The sequence below is a fragment of the Neisseria sp. P0021.S005 genome, from assembly GCF_051956955.1.
In genome coordinates this window covers 1-1,856 of the sequence record NZ_JBQCWY010000605.1, presented here as the reverse complement: position 1 = coordinate 1,856, position 1,856 = coordinate 1, and the positions used below count along the sequence as shown (strand labels likewise).

At 53.7% G+C, this 1,856-nt stretch carries 2 protein-coding genes; both read right to left on the bottom strand.

Going from position 1 to position 1,856, the window contains the following annotated elements:
• Positions 1 to 640: UvrD-helicase domain-containing protein (locus tag ACTHUE_RS17420; protein WP_440424064.1), on the bottom strand; the 640-nt coding region annotated here is incomplete at its 3' end.
• Positions 641 to 740: 100 nt separating this feature from the next.
• Positions 741 to 1,769 carry a type I glyceraldehyde-3-phosphate dehydrogenase gene (gene gap, locus ACTHUE_RS17415; RefSeq protein ID WP_003682614.1) on the bottom strand — a complete coding sequence of 343 codons (1,029 nt, stop codon included), beginning with the start codon at positions 1,767 to 1,769 and terminating at the stop codon, positions 741 to 743.
• Positions 1,770 to 1,856: the final 87 nt, after the last annotated feature.

The window sequence follows — 1,856 nt, the reverse complement described above, 5'->3', positions numbered from 1 at the left end:
GGTAGTGCTGGCGCAGGATTTCGTTGTTTTGCAGCATTTCGTAGCTGCGGAGCATGAGTTCGGCAAAATCGACCACGCCTTCGCGTTGGCAGATTTTGTCGTATTCGGCGTAGCACTCAATCATGCGACGTGTGTGCGGATCAGGTGCGCTCAAGACGGAAGCGCGTAAACCGAATTCTTTTTGCGCGTTGATAAAGCCTTGCAATGAACGCGGTGCGATGATTTCTTCGGCGATGTTGAGGCTTTTGAGCAGGCGTTTGATCAGGGAAAGTTGGTCGCCGCTGTCGAGGATTTGGAAGGAAGAGGGCAGGCCTGCGTCGCGGTGGTGCAGGCGCAAAAAGCGGTGGCAGAGGCCGTGGAACGTGCCGAGCCACATGGCGCGGATGTTGACTGGAATCATTGCGCCCAAACGGGTCTGCATTTCTTTGGCGGCTTTGTTGGTAAACGTTACCGCCATAATGCTGTGCACGCTGGCTTGTCCGCTTTGCAAAAGCCAGGCGATACGCGTGGTCAGTACGCGCGTTTTGCCGCTGCCTGCGCCTGCCAAAACGAGGGCGGATTGCGGCGGCCAGGTTACGGCGGAGAGTTGTTCGGGGTTTAAGCCTTGCAGGAGGTTGGGGGCGGATTCGTTGGGAAACATGAAGAGGCCGTCTGAAAATAAATGGGAATGCGATATTTTAAAGGAAATACAAAAGGCCGTCTGAAAAGATGTTTCAGACGGCCTTTGTGTTGGAAGCCGATTAGAACGGACGTACTTCCAAACCGAACATACGGCGCGCGGTGTTCAGCATTTGGCAGCTGAAGCCCCACTCGTTGTCGTACCATGCGAACACTTTAACCATTTTGCCTGCGGTGACTTTAGTCAGCGTAGAGTCGAATGTGCTGGCTTGGGTAGTGTGGTTGAAGTCCATAGAAACCAGCGGCAGGGTATTGTAGGCCAATACGCCTTTCAGACGGCCTTCTTCGGAAGCGGCTTTCATCAGCGCGTTGATTTCTTCGGCGGAAGTGTCGCGGCCTGCTTGGAAGCTCAGGTCAACCAGGGAAACGTTGACGGTCGGTACGCGGATGGCGAGGCCGTCGAGTTTGCCTTTCAGGTCCGGCAATACCAAACCGACGGCTTTTGCAGCGCCGGTTTTGGTCGGAATCATGTTTTCCACACCGCTACGCGCACGGCGCAGGTCTTTGTGGCGTACGTCGGTTACGGTTTGGTCGTTGGTCAGCGCATGGATGGTGGTCATCACGCCGTTTACGATACCGATGTTTTCGTTCAATACTTTGGCCACAGGTGCCAGGCAGTTGGTGGTACAAGACGCGTTGGAGATAACGGTCATGTCGTCGGTAATCACGTCGTCGTTTACGCCGTAAACGATGGTTGCGTCTACGTCATCGCCGCCGGGAGCGGAAATCAGCACTTTTTTCGCGCCGCTTTCCAAGTGGATTTTGGCTTTCTCTTTGCTGGTGAACGCGCCAGTACATTCCATTACCAGGTCAACGCCCAATTCGCCCCATGGCAATTCGGCTGGGTTGCGGGTAGAGAAGTAAGGGATTTTTTTACCGTCGATGATGAGGTGTTTCTCATCGTGGGAAACTTCAGAGTTGAAGCGGCCGTGAACAGTGTCAAATTTGGTCAGGTGGGCGTTGGTCTCGATGCTGCCGCTGGCGTTGATGGCAACGATGTCGAGTTGGTCTTGCAGTTTGTAGTCAAAAATAGCGCGCACTACTTGGCGGCCGATGCGGCCGTAGCCGTTGATGGCAACTTTGATACCCATGGCTTTTCCTCTTCTTTTGGGTTTGGGTTTGGGTGGGGAGTGAATGGTGGCAATTATAGCAAAAATGTAGTGCTGTGTAATTAATGT